Here is a 14,370-nt window from a genome sequence, read left to right as displayed (position 1 = left end):
ACCCTGAGTCGCACAGAACGGAGCACACGATGACCACCGCGACACAACCATCCGCCGGACAGGTCGAATTGGTGATCGGTGGCATGACCTGCGCGTCCTGCGCCAATCGCATCGAGAAGAAGCTGAACCGGCTCGACGGCGTCACCGCGACGGTCAACTATGCGACGGAGAAGGCGCGGGTCGACTTCAGCGGCGATATCTCACATGAGCAGTTGATCGCCACCGTCGAACAGGCCGGTTATACCGCGGCGCTGCCGATCGAGGAGCCCGCGGAAACGGCCGCGGAACAGGATCCGACAGCGGCGCTGCGGACCCGACTGCTGGTTTCGCTGGTGCTGACGGTTCCGGTCATCGCGCTGGCGATGGTGCCCGCACTCCAGTTCGACAGCTGGCAGTGGCTTTCGCTGACGCTGGCCGCGCCGGTCGTGGCGTGGGGCGCACTGCCCTTCCATCGCGCCGCGTGGGCAAACCTGCGGCACGGCACCGCCACCATGGACACCCTGGTGTCGATGGGCACGCTCGCGGCATTCGGCTGGTCGCTGTATGCCCTGTTCTGGGGCACGGCCGGGATGCCCGGCATGAAACATCCGTTCGAGTTGACCATTTCGCGGATGGACGGCACCGGCAGCATCTACCTCGAGGCCGCGGCGGGCGTCACCACCTTCATCCTCGCCGGACGCTACTTCGAGGCGCGCTCCAAGCGGCGGGCCGGGGCGGCGCTGCGGGCACTGCTGGAACTCGGCGCGAAGGAAGTCTCGGTGCTGCGCGGTGCAGGGGGACGGCAGCCGACGGAGTCGGCGGGGTGGGTAGACACAGGGGAACGGCAGCCGACGGAGTCGGCGGGGTGGGTAGGCACAGTGGAGCAGCGAATTCCGGTCGAGCAGTTGAGCGTTGGCGACATCTTCGTGGTGCGGCCCGGTGAGAAGATCGCCACCGACGGGGTGGTCGTCGAGGGTTCCTCGGCGGTCGACGCCTCGATGCTCACCGGTGAATCGGTGCCGGTGGAGGTCGGCCCCGAGGATGCGGTGGTCGGTGCGACGGTCAATGTGGGCGGGCGGATCGTGGTGCGCGCCAATCGCATCGGCGCCGACACCCAGCTTGCCCAGATGGCGAAACTGGTCGAGGACGCGCAAACCGGTAAGGCGCAAGCGCAGCGGTTGGCGGACCGGATCTCCGGGATTTTCGTGCCGATCGTGATCGCGCTGTCGGTCGCGACGCTCGGATTCTGGTTGGGCACCGGCGGTTCGGTCGCCGCGGCCTTCACTGCCGCGGTCGCGGTGCTGATCATCGCCTGCCCGTGTGCCCTCGGGCTGGCCACGCCGACGGCGCTGCTGGTCGGCACCGGTCGCGGTGCGCAGCTCGGCATTCTGATCAAGGGTCCGGAGGTGCTCGAGTCGACCCGTCGGGTGGATACCGTGGTGCTCGACAAGACCGGCACCGTCACCACTGGCAAGATGACCCTACTGGATGTCATTGCCGCCGAAGGTGAGGACACCGCCGAGGTGCTGGCGATGGCCGGGGCGCTGGAGGATTCGTCGGAGCACCCGATCGCCCAGGCGATCGCCAAGGGTGCCCGGGATAAGGTCGGTGCGCTGCGGCGGGTCGAGGATTTCGCGAATATCGAGGGCCTCGGCGTGCAGGGTGTGGTGGATGGCCATGCGGTGATCGTCGGGCGCGCAAGGCTGCTCACGGACTGGTCGCAGCAGTTGGACGCCGACCTCGAGCAGGCCGTGCAGATTGCCGAAACCGATGGCAGGACCGCCGTCGCGGTGGGCTGGGACGGTAAGGCCCGCGGCGTGCTCGTGGTCGCGGATGCGGTGAAACCCACTTCCGCCGAGGCGATCTCGCAGCTGAAGGCACTCGGTCTCACCCCGATCATGCTGACCGGCGACAATACCGCCGCAGCGAAAGCCATTGCGGCACAGGTCGGTATCGATGCGGTGATCGCGGAGGTGCTGCCGGCCGACAAGGTCGACACCGTCAAGCGGCTGCAGGCCGAGGGCAAGGTGGTGGCGATGGTCGGCGACGGCGTCAACGATGCCGCGGCTCTGGCTCAGGCCGACCTCGGCCTGGCGATGGGCACCGGAACCGATGTCGCCATCGAGGCCAGCGACCTGACCCTGGTCCGTGGTGACCTGCGCGCCGCCGCCGATGCGATCCGACTGTCTCGCAGGACCCTCGGCACCATCAAGGGAAATCTGTTCTGGGCCTTCGCCTACAACGTCGCGGCGATTCCGCTCGCCATGGCCGGACTGCTGAACCCGATGCTCGCCGGCGCCGCGATGGCGTTCTCCTCGGTCTTCGTGGTCAGCAACAGTCTGCGCCTGCGCGGCTTCCGCTCCACCGCTCGATAGGAATCGGGCGGGACGGCGCCCATGCCGTCCCGCCCGATTCCTGTGACTCACTGCGGAATGCCGCTATTTGCCAGACCCATCGCGGCACTTCCGGTGGCCCATGCGGCAGCGGCACTTCCGGTCATGCCCAAGAGGGAAAGCAGAATCATCGGTTCGACCTTTCGTAGAGCAACGACCAGCGATCGAAAACTACTGCGGCCCAATGCTGTCCACAATCAGCTGCGCGATACTCTCGGCAACCTCTCGCGACATTGCCAGTCAACGCAGCAAGGATTTCGCGTTCTACCGTCGGTCACGTTGCGGAAATAGCGCTGCGCCTGCACCGGTGAGCTGGTCCCATGCGTGCCGGCGACCGGTCACGATCAGGAGCAGGCGGTATCGCGGATCGCGCGGTTCAGGCTGCCGCGGGCGCGGATCACATTGATCAGGATCCGCGGTTGGTACGGAGTTCGGCCTCTGAATCGTCGCGAGTCGACCTCCCAACTGGTTGCACAACGGGATCAGTTCAGGTAAATTCTCAACCGGTTGCAAATTGCAATCAGAAGGGATTCCGATGACACAGCTGGTCCGAGTTCAGAACTTCACCGTCTCCAGCGATGGCTATGGCGCAGGCGAGGGACAAACCCGCGAGCGCCCATTCGGCCACGCCGATCCGAGCGCGCTCATGTTCTGGGCAGGCGCAACCGCCCACTGGTCCAACCGAACCGATCCCGGCGGCAGCTACGGCCTCGACGACTACTGCACCCGCGACTTCACCAACAACATCGGCGCCGAGATCATGGGGCGCAACAAATTCGGTCCGCAGCGGGGTCCATGGGAGAACTACGACTGGCAAGGCTGGTGGGGCGACGAACCCCCGTTCCACACACCGGTTTTCGTCCTCACTCATCATGTGCGCCCCTCGATCACCCTGGGGGAAACCACATTCCACTTCCTCGACGCGTCTCCGAAGGACGCTCTGGCGCAGGCATTCGACGCCGCCGAGGGCAAGGATGTGCGAATCGGCGGCGGTATCGCCACAGTCCGCGAGTTCCTCGACGCCGACCTGATCGATAACATGCACATCGCCGTCGCACCGATCGAAATCGGTCGCGGCGAAAGGCTGTGGACCAGCCCCGACGAACTCGTCGACCGTTTTCATCTGGAGCGGATCCCGAGCCCGAGCGGCGTGGTACATCACTTCTTCTGGCGAAAGTGACACAACTCTCGGTCACACCACCCCCAGGACTGGGGGCTTCCGGCCGCATCCGGCATCCGATTCGATCTACGGTAGTAACGATTGCCCATTTGGTGGACAACCTAAACGGGCTTGAACGTTGCGCGGATGCGATTTTCAGGAGAGACGCGGTATGCGATTCAGAGTTCTCGTTGCGGCGGCCGCCGCTGTGACGGTCGTCGGCACGGGAGTGAGCCTGGGGGCACCTGCGGCCTCGGCCGCACCGATCAACAGCTCGGCCAAGGCACCCGACGGTTCCTACATCGAGAAAGTAGAGACCCTCGGTGACCGCAAGTTGCAGCTCGAGGTCCACTCCACGGCCATGGATCGGACGTTCCCGGTCCTGGTGGATCTGCCCGCGGACAACTCGGTCCCGCGTCCGACGCTGTATCTGGTCAACGGCGGCGGCGGTGGCGTCGACGGTAACGCCTCATGGGACCAGAAGACCGACGCCAAGCAATTCCTCGGCGACAAGAACATCAATGTCGTCGAGCTGATCGGCGGCCGGTGGAGCTATTTCGCCGACTGGCGCGCGGCCGACCCGGTACTCGGCGTGAACAAATGGCAGACCTTCTACACCGAGGAGCTGCCACCGATCATCGATGCGGCGCTCGGCACCAACGGCAAGAACTCGATCGCGGGCTACTCGATGGCCGGTACATCGGTGCTGATGCTGGCGATCACCAAGCCCGGCCTGTTCCGGAATGTCGCCGCCTACAGCGGCTGCGCGCAGACCAGCGATCCGGTCGGCCAGAAGTTCGTGCAAACCACGGTCGAAACATGGGGCGGCGGTAACCCGGACAATATGTGGGGACCCGCGGACAACCCGCTCTGGCAAGCGAACGATCCGGTCCTGCACGCCGACAAACTGCGCGGAACGAACCTCTGGGTTGCGGCGGGCGGCGGGCTGCCCGGCGCGCACGACGGTCCCGGCGACCCGTTCATCATGGGCGATGACAAGTACAACCCGATCAGCGTGGCCAACCACGTGGTCGTCGGCGGCATCATCGAGGCCGCGATGAGCGCCTGCTCACACAACCTGCAGAACCGCTTGAACCAGTTGGGAATTCCGGCGACATTCGACCTGCCCCCCACCGGCACCCACACCTGGGGCTACTGGCAGGACGACCTCCAGCATTCATGGCCGGTCCTGTCCAAAGATCTCTACTGACCTGTATCACGCCGGGTAGGTGTGGATTTCGGTGGCCTTGACCGCCGCCCACAGGGGCACTCCGATCTGAAGACGCAAATCGGCGACGGTCGCGGGGGTGACGTCGGCGAGCACGGACGGGCTGCCGTCGAGGCGAAGCCGGGTGGTGTTCGCGTGCTGTTCGAGCCCGACCACGATCACCGGCCAGGTATTTCGCGGGCTGCCCGTTGGTTGTTCGAGGTACAGACTCACCGCGCTCGGCGGGAACGCGACATGTACAGCGCCGTGGGCAGGTTCGGCGACAGTAAGTGTGCCGCCGTCGTGGAGACCGATCATGTTGCCATGGGCTGTGCCGCGATAAAGGTTGAGGCCAACCAGGTTCGCGACATAGTCCGAGCGTGGTCTGCGGGCGACCTCGCTTGGCGGTCCCTCCTGGATGATGCTGCCGTTTTCGACGATGACGAGGCGGTCGGCCAGCACCATGGCATCGAGCGGGTCATGGGTGACCAGCACGGTGTGCCCGGTGTAGTCGGCGAGATGGTGGGCGAGGTCGGAGCGAACCTGCAAACGTGTGCTGGCGTCGAGTGCCGCCAACGGTTCATCCAGCAGCAGCAGTCGCGGATCGGTGACCAGCGCGCGGGCCAGCGCGACACGTTGAGCTTGACCGCCCGACAGCGCACGCGGTTTGGCGTGCCGGTGCTCGGCGAGGCCCACTCGCTCGAGCCAGTACTTCGCGCGGTCGCGCGCGGCCCGGCGGTGGTGCCCGCGGGCGCGCAGTCCGAAGGCGACATTGTCCTGGGCGGACATGTGCGCGAACAGCAGGTAGTCCTGGAATACGACGCCGATCGCGCGACGCTCGGCCGGGGTGAACAGCTTCGGCGGTGCGTCCCAAGTGTTTTCGTCGAGACGAATGCTGCCACCGGTGAGTGGGGTGAGTCCGGCCAGCGCCCGCAGCGCGGTGGTCTTACCCGCACCGTTGGGGCCCAGCAGTGCGACGACTTCACCCGGTGCCACACTGACGGCGATATCGAGTTCGAATTTGTCTCGGGTGATGCGTATTTCGGCGTCGAGTGTCATAGCGCTCCTCGCGTCCACCGCTCCCGCAGCGCCGCCAGTACGACCACCGATACGGTGAGCAGCACCAAGCTGAGCACGATCGCGTCCTCGGGATCGGTTTCCAATGCGAGGTAGACCGCCAGCGGCATGGTCGTCGTCTTACCCGGGAAGTTGCCCGCGAAGGTGATCGTGGCACCGAACTCACCGAGTGCACGGGCCCAGCACAGCACCGCACCCGCGATCACACCCGGCAGCACCGAGGGCAAGGTGACCCGCCGGAAAGTCAGCCAACGCGACGCACCCAGGGTGGCGGCGGCTTCTTCGTAGCGCGGGTCGGCTCCGCGCAAAGCACCCTCGACGGAAATCACCAGAAACGGCATCGCCACGAACGCCTCGGCGACGACGACCCCGGCGGTGGTGAAAGGCAGTGAGACACCGAACCATTCGTACAAATGACGGCCGATGACCCCGCGCCTGCCCAATACCAGCAGCAACGCGACACCGCCGACCACCGGCGGCAGCACGAGCGGGACCGTCACCAGCGCCCGCACGAACCCGAGTCCGGGGATCTCACCGCGAGCGAGCAACCACGCCAAGGGAATCCCCAACACAAGGCAGACGACAGTCGCCGAACTCGCGCACACCAGCGAAAGGCGCAGCGCCTGGCCGACTTCGGCGCTGAACAACCTGTCGGGCAGACCGCGCCACGGCGCGCGCAGCAGCAGCCCGGCCAGCGGCAATAACAAGAACGCCAAACCGCAGACGGCGGGCAGCACGAGCACGAGCGGTCGCCGCCCGCGCGCTGCCCGCCGTCGCGCCGACGTTCGGATCACGGGTTGTCGAATCCGGCCTTGGTGAACACCGTGCGCGCTTGGTCGGACCGCACGAAATCGACGAACACCGCGGCGGCCGCGGAGTTGGGGGCCTCGGCCAGTGGCGCGACCGGATAGTCGTTGATCGCCTTGTCCGCCTCGGGGAAGTCGATGCCTTCCACCTTGTCACCGGCGGCCTTGACGTCGGTGCGGTAGACGAGCGCCGCATCCACCTCACCGAGGGTGACCTTCGTCAGTACCGCTTTGACGTCGGCCTCACGGGTGTCGGGCTGCGGGTTGACACCGGCGACCTCGAACACGCTCTTCGCCGCGGCACCACAGGGCACCTGCTCAGCACACAGCGCGATCTTGGGTTCGGTCTTGCCGAAGTCGGCGAGACCGGTGATGTGGCCGGGATTGCCCTTGGGGACCGCGATCTCGAGCCGGTTGCGCACGAACGTCACCGGTGTGGCCTTGATATCGCCCGCGTCGACGATCTGCTGCATATTCTTCGGCGCCGCCGAGGCGAACACATCGACCGGGGCGCCCTGCTTGATCTGCTCGGCCAGCGCCGAACTCGCACCGAAGCTGTAGACAACCTTGACGCCGGGGTGTGCGGCCTCGAACTGCTTGCCCAACTCGGTGAACGTCTCGGTCAACGATGCGGCCGCGAATACCGTCACCGTGCCGGAGATCTTGTCGGTGGGGGCCGGATCGGACGACTTGTCCGACCCACAGCCGACCAACGTCATCGCGACAGCTCCGGTCAGAGCAACCGCACTCAGCGAACGAATCATCCTCATCAACTTTCCGGGATTTCTACAACAACATGGGTGGACTTGACCGATGCGACCGCGACGCTGCCGACCTCCAGGCCGAGTTCGTCGACCGAGTCGCGACTCAGCAGCGACACCAATCTGAACGGCCCGGCCTGCATCTCGACCTGAGCCATCACCGTGTCCTTCACGATGCGTGTCACGATCCCGCGCATCCGATTCCGCGCCGAGACCGCCACCGTGGCACCCAGCTCCGGGGCCTCCGCGTTGGCCCGCAGAAATTCCGCGAGCTCGCGGCCGCTCACACCCTTGCGCCCGTTGTCCAGCTGGATCGCGTTGAGTCGGCCCTGATCGATATACCGCCGCACGGTGTCATCGCTGACACCCATCAACGCAGCGACCTCACTGATCCGCAGATTCGACACGATTGGCAGCATATTGCCGTATCCACGGAATGCATAGCCGAATGCACACGCGCCAGCGGATCGTTATCCATACCTGCGCGGCGGGGTCGGGCAGTGAGAGTTATCCGAAACACGACGATTCCGACGACTGCACGAGGTCGGCAAGCGATCCGACTCCGAGGTTCCGGTCGGCCTGCGGCTAGCCGACCGGCACGGTCACGCCGGACGACGACGGGGCGCCGTGCAGGACCAGCTGGCTCGGGGTGTCGCCCTTCTTATCGTTTTTCTTGCCGTTCTTGTCCTTGCCTGGGAGGTCGAAGGCCAGGCGGATCGTGCGGATACTGCCGGGATCGATCTGGTCGAGGCCAGGGCCGGACGGGTTGAGTTCGGTGGTCGCGGTCGCGTCGGGGGCGAGGGAGCGGCCGGCGGCGGTGCTGAGGCGCTGGTCGGCGATGCGGAAGACTTGGCCGTGTTGGGAGACGTTGGTGACCGACAGCGTCACGATGGTGTAGGAACCACCCGGGGCTACCGAACCGGTGCGGCTCACGTTGGACGCAACCCCGGTAACGGTGAAAGCAAAGTTCCCGTCACGCACCGCACCAGCCGGAACCGGTCCGCCGGTCGAGGGCAGCGGCGAACTAGTCGAGGCAGCAGCGGGCGTCGTCGTGCCTGGAGCGGAATTGGACCCGAAGTCAGTGCTCACCAGCCACAGTGCCGCCGCGGCGACAAGTGCTAGACCGGCGGCGATCGGTAACCATCTGCGCACCAACAGCTTTCGAGGCGCTGGTGAGAATGTCCGAGGCTCGGGCGATTGCGGCGCCGAAAGGGGCTCGGCCAAGGTCGGGGGCGAGGCGACGGCGGGCATAACGCGGGTGGGCGGGTGACCGCCCGATCTCGCTGAGGTCGGTTGCGCCGGCACGGGCCCGCCCAAAGCCGCATTCGCGGCGGCGGCGAACTCCCCCGCGCTGGCATAGCGTTCCACCGGTTTCTTGGCCATCCCGCGGGCGACAACAGCGTCCAGCTGCGGCGGTACACCTCCGGCAGCCCACGACGCACGCGGTGGTTCGGACATCAAATGCGCATGCATCTGCTGTGCCGGATCGCCGTCGCCATACGGCAGCTTCCCGGTGAGGGTTTCGTACAGCACGCAGGCCAGCGAATAGACATCCGAGCGGACATCGGCCGTGCCGGTGAATCGTTCCGGCGCCATATAGCCCAACGTGCCAACCACCAACCCGGTGGCCGTGAGGGCGCTGCCGTCCGCGGCGCGGGCGATACCGAAGTCGATCAGATATACGAAACCGCTGGTGTCCTCGAGGATATTGCCCGGCTTCACATCTCGATGAACAAGCCCCGCCGCATGAGCGGCATCCAGGCCCTCCGCCGCTTGGGCAATGACCTCGACCGCCCGAGCAGGCACCAACGCACCCGACCGCAGCCGCGTGGCCAGATCGATGCCCGGGATGTAATCCATCTCCAAGAAAAGATGACCGTCGGCCTCACCGAAAGCGTGGATCGGCACGACGTGCGGGTTGCGCACCTGGGCACCCAGCCGCGCCTCGCGCTCGAAACGGCGCCGATAGCCCGGATCGGCGGAATACGCCGCAGACAACACCTTCAACGCAACAGTGCGACCGGTGCGGTCACGCGCCAACCACACCTCACCCATACCGCCACGACCCACCAAGCGTTCGAGGTGGTAATCCCCGAACGAGCCGCCAGCGCTCTGCACCGACACCTCCTGACCGTATCGCTGCGAATAGATGCCCCCGCGACCGGGAGAGCGGATGACGTGATCTTCGGGACCGGTCCCAGACATTGGTTCGAGGGCGAACCGCCCCGGTTCCAACCACCGATAATCTATGTTGCCAACGGTCAGGGGACCGAAAACGGTCAGCCAAGCGAGCCCGACAACCAAATTTCTGATCCGTAGTCCCCTGGCGCGCAGCAGATCCCGGAGCGTGGCAGCGTGCACGACCGTGGTTCAGGCTGCGGCCAGAAAGGGTTGCGCGCCTGCTCGGCCGGGCGGCTCTGTCCGTGAGCGATTACGGCAGTTATTCGCGAATCCGCGTCGCGTTTCGCGACGTGCATGCACCGAAGATATTCGCGAATGGACGACAACAGGGTCAGGTCAGCGTTTCGCGCTCGGCCGAGCTGCTACCTCTCTCGAACATCCGATAATGCCGGATGCGCGAATACCAATTCACGCATCGGCGCTATTTCGCGCAAGCGCACCGGCGGCAGCAGCCGGCGACGGCCATTGGCGAGTTCTGCTCTCTTGATGGCGTGGCGCGATAGCGTCGCTGTGCCCGATTTGGACGGTTTCCTGGCGATTATGTGGACGCATTTACTCCGCGGTCCAGTCCGCGCACGGCATCGAATGTGACGAACTCCAGCGTGGAATGTGATGCCGGTCATTGCCCGAGAAGGCGTGGTTGGGCATCGTCGTCGAATCGTTTTTGGACAGAACCCGGTTGGAGATGCCGACATGGCCGACCACGATTTTGCCTACGACCTCACACTGGACGAGGCACGGCGGCGCAGCGCCGTCGTCGCGGCGCTCGGTGACGACTGGGATCCGGTCGCGGTGCTCGCCGAGGAAGATCTGGCATACGAAATGCTCTACTCGAATCTCGACGATGAGCAGCAGCGGATCTATGAGGAACTCGTGCAGGCCGGGATCCTGCCCGAACGGGCGACTCGCCAAATTGCCGACTGATCTCACGACGCTCAGTGGCAGATCTTATCTGCGACATCGGCAGGCACGCCGGCCTCGGTGTATTGCAGCGCACTGCCGAGGTCCACAAGCTCCCAGACTCCGTCTGCCGCTACCTCGCCGATCTACTCACCATGCCCGACTACTCAGTTGTCGGGCGTGCGACTGGTGAAATCGAAGGAGCCGCCGTCGATGCCCCAGGAGATGATCCGTTCGGGATGGATCCGAATGATCGAGCGCTCCTGGGGCGGGAACGGCGGCTCCTGGTCGTCGAGCGCCTCGGCCGTGCCGCGCACCTCGATGCCGCGAATAACGTACGGCTCCAATGAAACCTGCTGGTCGACCACGAACGACACCCGACTGCCAGCCTCGACGTTGCGGTACTTACGGCTGGTCTGCATGCGCATACCGCCGATGTCGATGGTGCCGTCGGCATTCACCCGATAGCTGGTCGGGTTGTTCTGCACAACACCGTCGGGCGATACCGTGGCCAGCCGACCGATCCCGGCCTCCGCGAGGAACTGCTGCTCGTTCGTAGAGAAAGTCACCGATGCAGCGTAGATGCCTCGGCAACGGCCCGCCATGGGGCGTATGTGGTGAAATACGCACCAGTCTGGTGACATAGTCGCCACCCCTTTTGCCCGCTACGATCTTCACGGGATCGGCTTGGTCACCGCATCATTGAACCTGATGTGCCACATAGTGTTCGGGCGTGACCGGTCACCGACCGGCAGGGATTATCATCGCCGGGATGTTGGACACATATGGACGGGAATGTCGATGACTGTGGCGGGGCGTTGGCGCATCGTGGCGATGGACTTGTGGGATCGCGAAGCCATCGATCTTGTCGAGCCTGGATTCATGGAGTTCCACTCTGGTGGGACGGGTGAGTTCGGATTCATCGCCGTGCGCGGGTGGATGGATTGCCGTATCGAGATCCGTGACGGTCGCGACTGGGTGGAGTTCAGTTGGGAAGGTGATGATGAGGGTGATCCGGTCAGTGGTCGCGGCTGGGCTGTGCTGACCGAATCTGCCACCCTGCGCGGACACCTGTTCTTCCATCTCGGTGATGACTCCGCTTTCACCGCAGAGCGGTTCGAGGTGCCCGCGTGAGTGAGTACCAGTACTACGAGTTCGTCGCCCTCGACCGCCCGCTGGACGACCGTCAGCAGGCGGAGGTGCGAGCCTTGTCCACCCGGGCGCGCATCACCGCGACGAGCTTCGTCAACGAATACCACTGGGGCAGTTTCCGGGGTGATGTACGTCGGATGGTCGAGCGCTACTACGACGCGCACCTGTATCTGGCGAATTGGGGGACCCGCCAGCTGCTGTTCCGACTGCCGTGCACACTGCTCGGTCCCGAGGTGGCAGAACAGTACTGTCTCGGCGACTGTGTCACCGCCGAAACCTCCGGCAGGAACATCATTCTCGGCTTCTCGAGTGAGGACGAGTCCGGTGACTGGGTGGAGGACGCGGAGACTTCGTTGTCGGCCATCGTCGGAGTACGCGCCGATCTTGCCGCCGGAGATCTGCGACCACTGTATTTGGCCTGGTTGGCCGGGTACGGTACGTGGGAACGCGATGAGTGGGCCTTCGACCGCGATGATGACGACCAACTCGAGCCGCCGGTGCCGCCGGGACTCCGTATGCTCACCGCCGCTCAGCGGGCGATGGCCGACTTCCTGCGGCTGGACAGCGATCTGCTGCACGTCGCGGCGTCGGCGAGCCCCGATCTCGACGCGGTGGCCGATGATCCGCGTGCGCTCGCCGCATGGATCGCCGATCTCGATGCGGCAGAGAAAGATCGGCTGTTGCTTCGTGTCGCCGGTGACGACGCGGCGAGTGTTCACATGGAACTTCTGCGCCGATTCCGCGAGTCCACGACGGCCGCACCCGCCCAGGCGCCACGGCGTACCGTCGCTGACCTGCTGGATGGTACGGCCCGACACCGGAGCGAGCGGGAACGCCGTGAGGCAGCTGTCCGGGCCGAACAGCACGCTCGGCTCGAGGCCCGGCGGGCACGTCAACGCGAACGGCGGTTGAACGAACTCGCCCGCGACCAGGACGGTGCCTGGCAACGAATTGAAGTAATGGTCGCGACCAAGAAGTCCGGCCAGTACGACGCGGCGATCGAGCTGCTCACCGACCTGCGCGAGCTCGCCGAACGGGACGGTCGCACCGATGTCTTCGCGCGGCAGGCGAAAGCGTTGCGTGAACGGCACTCCAGCAAGCCGGCCTTCATCAGACGTCTGGTCACCGTCGATATCGAGGCGAGTCGGGGCTGATAGGCGGTGCGCGATCGACTTCGGTGCCGCGGACGGGTAAACGGCATCGAGGCGACTCGCCATGGGCAAAGCGCGACCTCGCCGGGGTGCGGTCGCAACCGCAGTTCGGAGGGTTGGCTCGATCGGGTGTCGGCGATGCGGTGCGATGGGAGAATTTGTGCGATGAACGCTTCCAGCCACCGCGAGACGCTACGACCGAGAAACCCGACCACCGCGAAATGATCCTACGGTGTACGAAGAAACTCTTGGCTGTCATCGGCCCCCAGCGGCTCACCAAGCCGACGCCCGAGGCCGATCCCGATGACTGGTACGCCAACCTGCTGTGGTTCAACCGCCGCAAATGTCTCCTGCTGACCCACTCCGCGACCTTGTTCACCGTTTTCGAGGCGGACGTCACCGCAGCCGACCTACGCGCCACCGGCACCCTCACGACTCGCCTGATCCAGCGGGAACTCCGGGACGAGCAACTACCCCTGGACACGTTCGCCGACACCGGGGCACGCGAACTCGTCCTGACCACGACGGCGGATCGTCAGGTGCTCGGGTGCATGAACGACTTGGCCTTTACTTGCCAACACATAATCGACAGCTCTGGCGGTCTCGGCGATACCGACCGCATGTACCTCAACCGGAGCCTGCGCCGCGTCATCTCGAGTGCCCGCGACTACCGGCCGCCGATCGAACTCGTTGCCAAGGGATGGACAGCGAGCTGAATCTTGTTACTCAACATCGAAATCGAAGCCGGTCGAGATATGTGCTCGTCGCAAGTGCGCTCGCGCAGGTCGAGACACCGGACGCGAGGGCTTCGTGCCATTGGTACCCAGCCCGAATCAGAGCAACGTGACGCGGATGTCTGGTTTGGTCTGTTCGGCGGCCTTGGCGAGCCGGGCATCGAAGGTTATGAGCGGAGCGTCGTGTAGGACAGCGACCGCCAGGTAGGCCGCGTCGTATACCGAGACGTTGTGGCGCATTGCCCAGACCGTATGTAACAGAGAGACATCGGTTCCTACGTAGACGATCTGCATAGCGGCGAGCGCTCGGAACGCGGCGTCGGCGTCGTTGGCGGTCAAGCGATTGCCGAGCACGGCTTTGCGGAGAGTGCGCAGCACCTCCAATGGCATGTGCGCGGGAGCGATCCAGTCGTCGTCGGCGAGCATCGCTGCTCGCGCGGTATTGCCCTGAGTCGCAGGGCTCGACAAGGCCATAACCATGACATTCGCGTCGACAACGATCACTCGTCGTCCTCGCGGCCGCCACGAATCTCCTCCACGACATCCTCAGCGCCCATACCGAGGCTGCGGTGCCCTATCAAACTCTCGAGCAGATGCTTGTTCCGCTCAGCACGCAACTCTCGTTCCAGTAAGGCACGTAGGTACACCTGAGTGGACTGACCGCGGGCCGCGGCACGTGCGGCGATAGCGTCCCGCACTTCCTCGGGCACGTCCTTGATTTGAATCGCAACAACCATAACTACAGCCTACATGCGAATGCCATGCGCATGTTCCGTTAGGTCGCACCTTTGCCGACACCGGATCATGTACCGCCGTCCATCTACGTCGGTGGATCGACGCCGGATTCAGTCGAGGCATCGCTGGGGCGAA

15 protein-coding genes are annotated in these 14,370 nt (G+C 65.0%); 7 read left to right on the top strand and 8 right to left on the bottom strand.

The features are described 5' to 3' along the window. Positions 1 to 29: 29 nt before the first annotated feature. The 3 genes from ACQPXH_RS01385 to ACQPXH_RS01375 all read left to right on the top strand — a co-directional run bounded on the left by ACQPXH_RS01385 (position 30) and on the right by ACQPXH_RS01375 (position 4,741). Entirely contained in the window at positions 30 to 2,354 is a 2,325-nt protein-coding gene (locus ACQPXH_RS01385) for a heavy metal translocating P-type ATPase (RefSeq protein ID WP_433600543.1), read from the top strand. A 553-nt stretch (positions 2,355 to 2,907) separates the two neighbouring features. Continuing rightward, positions 2,908 to 3,552 carry a dihydrofolate reductase family protein gene (locus tag ACQPXH_RS01380; protein WP_433600542.1) on the top strand — a complete coding sequence of 215 codons (645 nt, stop codon included), beginning with the start codon at positions 2,908 to 2,910 and terminating at the stop codon, positions 3,550 to 3,552. 151 nt (positions 3,553 to 3,703) lie between these two features. Beyond that, positions 3,704 to 4,741, top strand: coding sequence for an alpha/beta hydrolase (locus ACQPXH_RS01375; RefSeq protein WP_433600541.1), 1,038 nt, complete (start codon positions 3,704 to 3,706; stop codon positions 4,739 to 4,741). Positions 4,742 to 4,747: 6 nt separating this feature from the next. Here the strand turns inward: ACQPXH_RS01375 and ACQPXH_RS01370 are convergent, their stop codons facing one another. From ACQPXH_RS01370 to ACQPXH_RS01350, 5 genes are all read right to left on the bottom strand, one after another. Then, positions 4,748 to 5,797 carry an ABC transporter ATP-binding protein gene (locus ACQPXH_RS01370; protein ID WP_433600540.1) on the bottom strand — a complete coding sequence of 350 codons (1,050 nt, stop codon included), beginning with the start codon at positions 5,795 to 5,797 and terminating at the stop codon, positions 4,748 to 4,750. After that, complete coding sequence (gene modB, locus ACQPXH_RS01365; protein WP_433603690.1) at positions 5,794 to 6,606, bottom strand: molybdate ABC transporter permease subunit; 813 nt, start codon at positions 6,604 to 6,606, stop codon at positions 5,794 to 5,796. Before modB ends, ACQPXH_RS01370 begins: the two co-directional genes overlap by 4 nt. After that, a complete protein-coding gene (gene modA, locus ACQPXH_RS01360; RefSeq protein ID WP_433600539.1) occupies positions 6,606 to 7,385 on the bottom strand; it encodes a molybdate ABC transporter substrate-binding protein in 780 nt (259 codons plus the stop codon). The genes modB and modA overlap by 1 nt, the downstream gene beginning before the upstream one ends. Positions 7,386 to 7,390: 5 nt before the next feature. Beyond that, positions 7,391 to 7,789 (bottom strand): TOBE domain-containing protein, encoded by a 399-nt coding sequence (locus ACQPXH_RS01355; RefSeq protein ID WP_433600538.1) that lies wholly within the window; start codon positions 7,787 to 7,789, stop codon positions 7,391 to 7,393. A 178-nt stretch (positions 7,790 to 7,967) separates the two neighbouring features. After that, entirely contained in the window at positions 7,968 to 9,506 is a 1,539-nt protein-coding gene (locus ACQPXH_RS01350; RefSeq protein WP_433600537.1) for a protein kinase domain-containing protein, read from the bottom strand. Between the two features lie 750 nt (positions 9,507 to 10,256). Here ACQPXH_RS01350 and ACQPXH_RS01345 point away from each other — a divergent pair. Beyond that, the gene (locus ACQPXH_RS01345) at positions 10,257 to 10,487 is read left to right on the top strand and encodes a DUF6400 family protein (protein WP_433600536.1); all 231 of its coding nucleotides are present in this window, start codon (positions 10,257 to 10,259) and stop codon (positions 10,485 to 10,487) included. Between the two features lie 143 nt (positions 10,488 to 10,630). Here the strand turns inward: ACQPXH_RS01345 and ACQPXH_RS01340 are convergent, their stop codons facing one another. Next, positions 10,631 to 11,032, bottom strand: coding sequence for a PPOX class F420-dependent oxidoreductase (locus tag ACQPXH_RS01340; protein WP_433600535.1), 402 nt, complete (start codon positions 11,030 to 11,032; stop codon positions 10,631 to 10,633). Positions 11,033 to 11,264: 232 nt separating this feature from the next. On the opposite strand from ACQPXH_RS01340, the gene ACQPXH_RS01335 reads away from it, so the two are divergent. The 3 genes from ACQPXH_RS01335 to ACQPXH_RS01325 all read left to right on the top strand — a co-directional run bounded on the left by ACQPXH_RS01335 (position 11,265) and on the right by ACQPXH_RS01325 (position 13,482). Then, positions 11,265 to 11,597, top strand: a complete 333-nt coding sequence (locus ACQPXH_RS01335) for a hypothetical protein (protein WP_433600534.1) — start codon at positions 11,265 to 11,267, stop codon at positions 11,595 to 11,597. Then, positions 11,594 to 12,769 carry a hypothetical protein gene (locus tag ACQPXH_RS01330; protein ID WP_433600533.1) on the top strand — a complete coding sequence of 392 codons (1,176 nt, stop codon included), beginning with the start codon at positions 11,594 to 11,596 and terminating at the stop codon, positions 12,767 to 12,769. Before ACQPXH_RS01335 ends, ACQPXH_RS01330 begins: the two co-directional genes overlap by 4 nt. 218 nt (positions 12,770 to 12,987) lie before the next feature. Further along, positions 12,988 to 13,482 carry a DUF6933 domain-containing protein gene (locus ACQPXH_RS01325; RefSeq protein ID WP_433600532.1) on the top strand — a complete coding sequence of 165 codons (495 nt, stop codon included), beginning with the start codon at positions 12,988 to 12,990 and terminating at the stop codon, positions 13,480 to 13,482. Positions 13,483 to 13,599: 117 nt separating this feature from the next. Here the strand turns inward: ACQPXH_RS01325 and ACQPXH_RS01320 are convergent, their stop codons facing one another. Then, positions 13,600 to 14,004 carry a type II toxin-antitoxin system VapC family toxin gene (locus ACQPXH_RS01320; protein WP_397036528.1) on the bottom strand — a complete coding sequence of 135 codons (405 nt, stop codon included), beginning with the start codon at positions 14,002 to 14,004 and terminating at the stop codon, positions 13,600 to 13,602. Further along, positions 14,001 to 14,237, bottom strand: a complete 237-nt coding sequence (locus tag ACQPXH_RS01315; protein ID WP_433600531.1) for a FitA-like ribbon-helix-helix domain-containing protein — start codon at positions 14,235 to 14,237, stop codon at positions 14,001 to 14,003. The genes ACQPXH_RS01320 and ACQPXH_RS01315 overlap by 4 nt, the downstream gene beginning before the upstream one ends. Positions 14,238 to 14,370 lie beyond the last annotated feature (133 nt).

The sequence above is a fragment of the Nocardia sp. CA-135953 genome (assembly GCF_050955735.1).
GTDB lineage: Bacteria > Actinomycetota > Actinomycetes > Mycobacteriales > Mycobacteriaceae > Nocardia.
This window is presented reverse-complemented; position numbering and strand designations above follow the sequence as displayed.

What these genes read in the sequence shown, in the direction of transcription:
- ACQPXH_RS01385 (WP_433600543.1), top strand. Translation starts at nt 30, where the DNA reads ATGACCACCGCGACACAACCATCCGCCGGACAGGTCGAATTGGTGATC.
- ACQPXH_RS01380 (WP_433600542.1), top strand. Translation starts at nt 2,908, where the DNA reads ATGACACAGCTGGTCCGAGTTCAGAACTTCACCGTCTCCAGCGATGGC.
- ACQPXH_RS01375 (WP_433600541.1), top strand. Translation starts at nt 3,704, where the DNA reads ATGCGATTCAGAGTTCTCGTTGCGGCGGCCGCCGCTGTGACGGTCGTC.
- ACQPXH_RS01370 (WP_433600540.1), bottom strand. Translation starts at nt 5,797, where the DNA reads ATGACACTCGACGCCGAAATACGCATCACCCGAGACAAATTCGAACTC.
- modA (WP_433600539.1), bottom strand. Translation starts at nt 7,385, where the DNA reads ATGATTCGTTCGCTGAGTGCGGTTGCTCTGACCGGAGCTGTCGCGATG.
- ACQPXH_RS01345 (WP_433600536.1), top strand. Translation starts at nt 10,257, where the DNA reads ATGGCCGACCACGATTTTGCCTACGACCTCACACTGGACGAGGCACGG.
- ACQPXH_RS01335 (WP_433600534.1), top strand. Translation starts at nt 11,265, where the DNA reads ATGACTGTGGCGGGGCGTTGGCGCATCGTGGCGATGGACTTGTGGGAT.
- ACQPXH_RS01325 (WP_433600532.1), top strand. Translation starts at nt 12,988, where the DNA reads ATGATCCTACGGTGTACGAAGAAACTCTTGGCTGTCATCGGCCCCCAG.
- ACQPXH_RS01315 (WP_433600531.1), bottom strand. Translation starts at nt 14,237, where the DNA reads ATGGTTGTTGCGATTCAAATCAAGGACGTGCCCGAGGAAGTGCGGGAC.